6 protein-coding genes are annotated in these 6,983 nt (G+C 62.0%); all 6 read right to left on the bottom strand.

Annotated features, from left to right (window positions below; genetic code table 11):
- Positions 1-2,050 (bottom strand): xanthine dehydrogenase molybdopterin binding subunit (xdhB, locus tag ACIQ36_RS17025; RefSeq protein WP_395831510.1); only part of this gene is annotated, 2,050 nt, incomplete at its 3' end.
- Positions 2,047-3,480: a xanthine dehydrogenase small subunit gene (gene xdhA / locus ACIQ36_RS17020; protein WP_395831508.1), complete on the bottom strand. Its 1,434-nt coding sequence runs from the start codon at positions 3,478-3,480 to the stop codon at positions 2,047-2,049. The genes xdhB and xdhA, both read right to left, overlap by 4 nt.
- A 181-nt stretch (positions 3,481-3,661) precedes the next feature.
- Complete coding sequence (locus ACIQ36_RS17015) at positions 3,662-4,453, bottom strand: ABC transporter permease (RefSeq protein ID WP_395831506.1); 792 nt, start codon at positions 4,451-4,453, stop codon at positions 3,662-3,664.
- A complete protein-coding gene (locus ACIQ36_RS17010) occupies positions 4,450-5,259 on the bottom strand; it encodes an ABC transporter ATP-binding protein (RefSeq protein WP_395831504.1) in 810 nt (269 codons plus the stop codon). Before ACIQ36_RS17010 ends, ACIQ36_RS17015 begins: the two co-directional genes overlap by 4 nt.
- Positions 5,256-6,287 carry an ABC transporter substrate-binding protein gene (locus ACIQ36_RS17005; protein WP_395831502.1) on the bottom strand — a complete coding sequence of 344 codons (1,032 nt, stop codon included), beginning with the start codon at positions 6,285-6,287 and terminating at the stop codon, positions 5,256-5,258. The genes ACIQ36_RS17010 and ACIQ36_RS17005 overlap by 4 nt, the downstream gene beginning before the upstream one ends.
- Positions 6,288-6,434: 147 nt before the next feature.
- Positions 6,435-6,983: polysaccharide deacetylase family protein (locus tag ACIQ36_RS17000; protein WP_395831500.1), on the bottom strand; the 549-nt coding region annotated here is incomplete at its 5' end.

Raw genomic sequence — 6,983 nt, 5'->3', positions numbered from 1 at the left:
AGGGGGCGTGGGTGCGCAGGCGGCCTTGCGCGTCCCACACCAGTTCCTCCATCGTCAGCCAGCCCATGCCCTGAATGAAGCCGCCTTCGATCTGGCCTTTATCCAGCGCCGGGTTCAGCGACGCGCCGCAATCGTGCAGAATATCGGCCCGGATCAGGCGGTTTTCCCCGGTCAGGCAATCGACCTCAACCTCAGCCACTGCCGCGCCATAGGCGTAATAGAGGAACGGCCTACCGCTGAACGTTTCCCGGTCGAAATGAATTTTCGGCGTGGCGTAGAAGCCGGTGGACGAGAGCGAAATCCGCGCAAGATAGGCAGAGCGCACGAGTTCGGCAAAGGGTATGCGGGTTTCCCCCGCCTGCACCTGTCCACCGCTGAAGCGAACCTCATTTTCCGTCCCGCCATATTTCTGCGCGGCGAAAGCTGCCAGCCGGGCGCGGATTGTGAGGGCTGCGCCTTCGGCGGCTTTGCCGTTCATATCGGCTCCGGACGAAGCGGCCGTCGCGGAGGTATTCGGCACTTTGCCGGTTGTGGTCGCCGTCGCTAGAACTTTTTCTAACCCGATACCGAAACAATCGGCCACCACCTGCCGAATTTTTTGATAGAGCCCCTGGCCCATCTCGATCCCGCCCTGATTCACCTGCACCGACCCATCGGTATAAACGTGGATCAAGGCCCCGGCTTGATTGAGAAACGTCGTGGTGAAGGAAATCCCGAATTTCACCGGGGTCAGCGCCAGCCCGCGCTTCACGTAGCGGTTACGGGCATTGAAGGCCGCGACCTCTGCCCGGCGCGCGCTATAGGCAGCGCTTTCGCTCAGACGCGCCATCAGGCGCGGGGCGATACCATCATCCACCGTTTGCCCGTAGGGAGTAATATCGCGCCCCGGCCCGTAGAGATTGATCCGCCGCACGTCGAGCGCATCGCGGCCCAAGGTGCGGGCGATATCGTCCATCACGGCTTCAATTGCCAGCATGCCTTGCGGGCCGCCGAAGCCGCGAAAGGCGGTATTCGAAACAGTGTTGGTCTTCAGCCGGTACGAATCGACCGCTACATGGGGCAGATAATAGCAATTATCGATATGGAACATGGCGCGGTCGTTAATCGCGCCCGACAGGTCCGCCGAATAGCCGCAGCGCGATGCAAGCTCCACCGCCAGCCCCTCAATCCGGCCCTCGGCGTCGAAGCCAACCTCGTAGCGCACGCGGAAATCATGGCGCTTGCCGGTCATGACCATATCATCGTCGCGGTCAAGCCGCAGCTTGACGGGACGGCCCGTCTTCAGCGCAAAAATCGCCGCCAGCGCGGCAAACTGCGCGGCCTGGGTTTCCTTGCCGCCGAAACCGCCGCCCAAGCGCCGGACTTCCACCGTCACCAGCGCGTCGGGGATGCCGAGGGCGTGGGCGACGAGATGCTGCACTTCCGAAGGATGCTGGGTGGAGCAATAGACAAGCACCCCGCCTTCTTCGGTCGGGATGGCGAGGGAGATTTGCCCTTCCAAGTAAAAATGATCCTGCCCGCCCATGTCGAGCGTGCCCGCGAACCGATGGGCCGCCCCAGCAATCGCCGCCGTCGCGTCGCCGCGCGCCATCCGTTCCGGCTTCAGAATGAAGCTTTGGGCGGTCATTGCGTCGTCAATCGTCAGCAATGCCGGGAGGGGTTCCACCTCGGCCACGTCCAGCCGCGCGGCCCGGCGGGCGGCGTGTAGACTATCGGCGGCGACGGCGAAAAGCGCTTGGCCGTGGAACTCGATCAGGCTTTCCACCAGAATCGGATCGTCCTTCAGCACCGGCCCAACGTTATTCTCGCCGGGAATATCCGCCACGCTCAGAACGGCTGCGACGCCGGGATAGGCGCGGACTTTATTTAGGTCGAGCGTCTTCAGGCGGCCATGCGCGTGGCGGCTGAGGCCGACCGCCGCGTGCAGCAGCCCCGCCGGTTCCGGCAGATCATCGATATAGGGCGCGGTGCCGCGCACATGGCGGCGGGCGGCATCATGGGGCTGGGTCGTGCCGACGGTTGGGGTGGGGGGAAGGGCTCCATCCTTCATTCGGCGGCCTCCTGAGCCAGCGCGCCTGTTTCGCGCAAATAAAAGCGCAGCAGGAGATTCCGCGCCACCGTGAGCCGATACTGGGCCGAGGCGCGCATATCGCTGAGCGGGCTAAAATCTTCGGCAAGGGCCGCCATCGCCTCCCGAGTCGTGGCTTCCGTGAAGGGCTTCCCGCGCAATGCCGCCTCCGCTGCCCGCGCCCGCGCCGGAATGCCCGCCATGCCGCCAAAGCCGAGCCGGGCGGCCCGGATGATCCCATCCTCAAGCTCCAACCGATAGGCCCCGCAGACGGCGGAAATATCTTGGTCAATGCGTTTGGAAATCTTATCGGTTCCATAACGAGACTGAGAGTCTAGCCTTAATACCGAAACCGAAACGATAAACTCTCCCGGTTGCCGCGCCGTTTTGCGGTAGTCGAGAAAATAATCTTCGAGCGGCAAAACCCGTTCGGTCTTGCCCTTGCGTAAGGTGAGCGTTGCCCCAAGGGCGATGAGCGCGGGCATCGAATCGCCGATGGGGGAGCCATTGCCGATATTGCCGCCCAGGGTGCCGCTGTTGCGAATTTGCGCGGAGCCAATGCGCTTGAACAGCCGCTCTAAATCCGGGTGGATTGCCGCCAGATAGGGCAGGGCATCGGTAAAACTCACCCCCGCGCCGAAGGTGATGGTGTCGGCCTTGCCGTCAATCGCCTTCAGGGCTGCGACGGCACCGACCGAAATCAGATGTGGCATCTGCCGGTGCTGTTTCGTTACCCACAGGCCAATATCGGTCGCGCCCGCCAAAAGCTCGGCCTGCGGGAAGCGGTCAACCAGATTGGCCAAATCGTCCAACGTGCCGGGCGCGTCGAACCTTTGGCCGGTTTCGGTAGTGATCGACAGCGACTCGCGGCGTTGGATATGCTTCAGCAGCGCAACCGGCGGCTCGGCGGCGGGGCGGGGCAGGGTGAACATGCTTTCCGCCGCCGCGATGATCGGCTTATAGCCCGTGCAGCGGCAGAGGTTCCCGGCGAGCGCGGTGTTGATCTCGTCGCGCGCGGGGGCCGTATGGCGCGTCTGGTAGAGCGTATAGAGGCTCATAACGAAGCCGGGGGTGCAGAAACCGCATTGGCTGGCGTGTTCCGTCACCATTGCCTGCTGAACCGGGTGCAGATCGGCGTCCGAGGGTGCCAGATCCTCCACCGTCACCACCTGCTTGCCGTCCAGCATGGGTAGGAATTGAATGCAGGCGTTCACCGCCTGATAGGTCACGCCGTCCCCCGAAAGCGTGCCGATGGCGACCGTACAGGCCCCACAGTCGCCCTCGGCGCAGCCTTCCTTCGTGCCGGGGCGGCGGGCACTGCCGCGCAGCCAATCGAGCAGGGTAACGGTTGGGTCGGTGACGACAACCTCGTGAACCTGCCCACCCATGAGGAAGCGAATTGGCGTTTGCATCGTGCCTCGGTGCTAGAATCTAACCCTAGTGTTCTGCTGATTTGACCTTTTGGTCAACCACCAAGCTTTTTTCGTCCCTCAAGCGCCGGGCGCGGACAACCGTCCGCTTGGCTGCACTCGCAACGCTCGCGGGCGGTCAATGCGCCAGTCGCTTCGATCCCGTCGGCGCTTGACCTTTTGGTCAACCACCGCCGTGCAATCCCCCATCGGTGCCGCGCGTCGCCCAATGGGCGAGCCGCCGTTCCATCAGGGCGGCGACGGCGTACATGATGATCCCCAGAACCGCGATCACCACCAGCCCGGCAAAGAGCAGCGGCGTACGGAAGGAGGAGGAGGCGACCAGCATCAAATGCCCAATCCCCTCGTTCGACGCCACGGTTTCGGAGATGACCGAGCCGACGAAGGCCAGGGAAATTGCCACTTTCAGCGAGGCGAAAAAATAGGGCAGCGCGCGCGGCAAGCCGACTTTCCAAAGAATATCGCGTTTGCGCGCCCCAAGCGAGCGCAGCACATCCTGCAATTCGGGCTCCAGCGTTGCAATCCCAGCGGCGACATTCACCGCAATCGGGAAGAAGGAAATAAGGAAGGCGGTAATGATCGCCGGAACTGTGCCGATGCCGAACCACATCACCAAAATCGGCACCAGGGCCACCTTGGGGATGGCGTTGAAGCCGATCAGCAACGGGCCGAGCGCGCGATAGAGCAGCGGCGCGGCCCCAATCGCAACGCCGAGGGCAAGGCCGAAGACGATAGCAAGGCCGAAGCCGATCAGGGTGGTGAACAGCGTCTGCCCGGCGTTCAGCCAAATGGCCTCGCGGTATTGGATGAGGGCTTTCAGAGTTGCGGTCGGCGTCGCCAAAATGCTTTCCGGCACTTGGAAGACGAGGCAGATAAGCTCCCACAAGACAACCAACCCGATGGCGGACAGCCAGGGCAGGGACGCGCGGAAGAGTTTGCGTTGCCGGGCGGTCATGCGGCCCCCAGCGACAAAGGCACTTGCCGGGCGACGTCGATTTTTGCCCGCACGTCGTGCAGCAAGGCGTTGAAATCGGGCGCAAACCGCAGATCGAGCGACCGGGGACGCGGGAAATTGACCTCGCAGGCGGCGGAAATTGTGCCGGGCCGCTGGGAGATGACAATAATGCGGTCGGCCAGCATCGCCGCCTCCTGCAAATCATGGGTCACGAGCAGGGTGGTGAACTTCCGTTCCAGCCACAGGGCTTGGAGGGCCTCCCACAGTTCTTCGCGGGTGAAGGTATCGAGCGCGCCGAAAGGCTCGTCGAGCATTAGAAGGTCAGGCTCGTGGATCAAAGCGCGGCAGAGGGAAACGCGCTGCTGCATGCCGCCCGAAAGCTGCCAGGGGTAATGATCCTCAAAGCCGGTCAGGCCGACTTTCGCTAAGAGTTGGCGGGCTTTGTTCTCATAGTTGCGCCGATCCGCGCGAAAGTTGCGCCGATGCGGCTCTACCACTTCCAGCGGCAGCAGCACGTTTTCGAGTGCGGTGCGCCAGGGCAGCAGGGTGGGGTTCTGAAACGCCATGCCGACGATTTTCAGCGGCCCCGTTACCTTTTGCCCCGCCACCGTGACCGACCCGGCGGACGGCGGGCGCAGGCCGGAAATCAGCTTCAGTAGGGTCGATTTCCCGCAGCCGGAGGGGCCGACCACGGCCAGAAACTCCCCCCGGTGCAAAGTAAGGTCGATGCCTTGGAGGGCGAGCGTGCCGCCCTCCTCGCCATAGGTCAGGCTTGCACCGTCGATGCGGATAAAAGCCTCGCTCATAGCTTCCGATCAGCCGCAGGCGGCAGGAAAGAGGAATCGAATACTTGTTCCGGCGCGGGGACGGTTTTCAGCCCCGCCGAGAGCGCCACTTGATCGATGGAGCGTTTCAACCGGGCCATATCGACCCCGCCGATACCGTCGCGCTTGACGTTGGGGGTGATGATATTGGTGCTAATGGCAAGTTCCAGTCGCTCCATTTCCAGCGCTTCTTCGATCAGCGGGTCTTTCTTTTTGGTCGCGGCGATCCCGGTTTTCGGATCGGCGATCATATCTTTCAGGCCCTTGATGGTGGCGCGGATGAAGCCTTTCACGGCTTCCGGCTTTTCGGCGATGATCTTCGGCGAGGCAATCAGGCCGTTGCCGTAGAAATCCATGCCAAAGTCCGAATAACGCATCGCGACGATATCTTCGCCCTTCACGCCCTTGGCTTTTAGGTCGAGGAAGGATGAGAAATAATGCCCGGAGATGAAATCCACCTCTTTGCGGACCAGCATGGCTTCGCGTAAAGACGGGTCCATATTCTTGCGCGGCACGGCGGTAGGATCGATGCCGACCTTCTGGGCGAAAGCTGGGAACAGCTTGTAGGAGGCGTCGAAGACCGGCGCACCCAGGGTTTTGCCGACCAGATCGGCGGGTTTGGTGATGCCGCTGCTCTTGAGCGCATAGACGCCGAACGGCGGGAAGTCGTAGACCATCATCACCGCTTTAATCGCCTTATCGGCATTGGCGGCATTATATTCGATGAGGGCATTCACATCGGCAAAGCCCAACTCGTAAGCGCTGGAGGCAACCCGGTTGACCGCCCCCGCCGAGCCTTGGCCGGAGTCGATGGTTACATCCAGTCCTTCGGCCTTGTAATAGCCCTTATCGAGCGCGATGAGGAAAAAGCTGGTCGGGCCTTGGAACTTCCAATCCAGCGTTACTTTTACGGCGGTCTGCGCAAAAGCCGGGGCCGACAGGGCCGAGCCCATCAGCACCGCAAGCGACAGAAACTTTATAAATCCGCGCCGTCCCTTGACCTGTGCCATGCCTTTTTTCTCCTGCTCGTCCAATGCCCATCGGGCTTCTGTGCTTCTATGGCAAAACCCGTTCCAGCTTGCGGGCCGGCGCGAATCTGCGCATTTTGGCGGCAGCGACCCCCGCGTCGCACTATTTTTTGACCAAATGGTTAGAATTTAGGCGGGGTGCGTGGCGATCCAATGGCGGGCAATATCGACGCGCCGCGTGACCCACACGCCGGTATGGCGGCTGATGTGATCGAGAAAGCGCCGCAGGCCGATCACTCGCCCTGGACGTCCGATAAGGCGGCAGTGGAGCCCGACCGACATCATCTTCGGCGCGGTGTCGCCCTCGGCATAGAGCGCGTCGAAGGCATCGCGCAGATAGGCAAAAAACTGGTCGCCGGTATGGAAGCCTTGCGCGGTGGCAAAGCGCATATCATTGGCGTCGAGCGTATAGGGAATTATGAGCTGATTATTGCCGTGGCTCTTGTCCCAATAGGGCAAATCGTCGGCATAACTATCGGAATTATACAGAAACCCGCCTTCCTCGGCCACGAGCCGCCAGGTATTCGGGCTGCACCGGCCCAAGTACCAGCCGAGCGGGCGGCTGCCGGTTAGGCGTTTAATGGCCTCAATCGAGCGGATCATATCCGCCTTCTCCACTTCCGCCGGGATGTTTTGATAATCGATCCAGCGATAACCGTGGCTGGCGACTTCATGGCC

The sequence above is a fragment of the Elstera sp. genome (assembly GCF_044372965.1).
Taxonomy (GTDB): domain Bacteria; phylum Pseudomonadota; class Alphaproteobacteria; order Elsterales; family Elsteraceae; genus Elstera.
This window is presented reverse-complemented; position numbering and strand designations above follow the sequence as displayed.

Bases quoted from the DNA above. Each gene is read 5' to 3' on its own strand.
- xdhA (WP_395831508.1), bottom strand. From the start codon at position 3,480: ATGCAAACGCCAATTCGCTTCCTCATGGGTGGGCAGGTTCACGAGGTT.
- ACIQ36_RS17015 (WP_395831506.1), bottom strand. From the start codon at position 4,453: ATGACCGCCCGGCAACGCAAACTCTTCCGCGCGTCCCTGCCCTGGCTG.
- ACIQ36_RS17010 (WP_395831504.1), bottom strand. From the start codon at position 5,259: ATGAGCGAGGCTTTTATCCGCATCGACGGTGCAAGCCTGACCTATGGC.
- ACIQ36_RS17005 (WP_395831502.1), bottom strand. From the start codon at position 6,287: ATGGCACAGGTCAAGGGACGGCGCGGATTTATAAAGTTTCTGTCGCTT.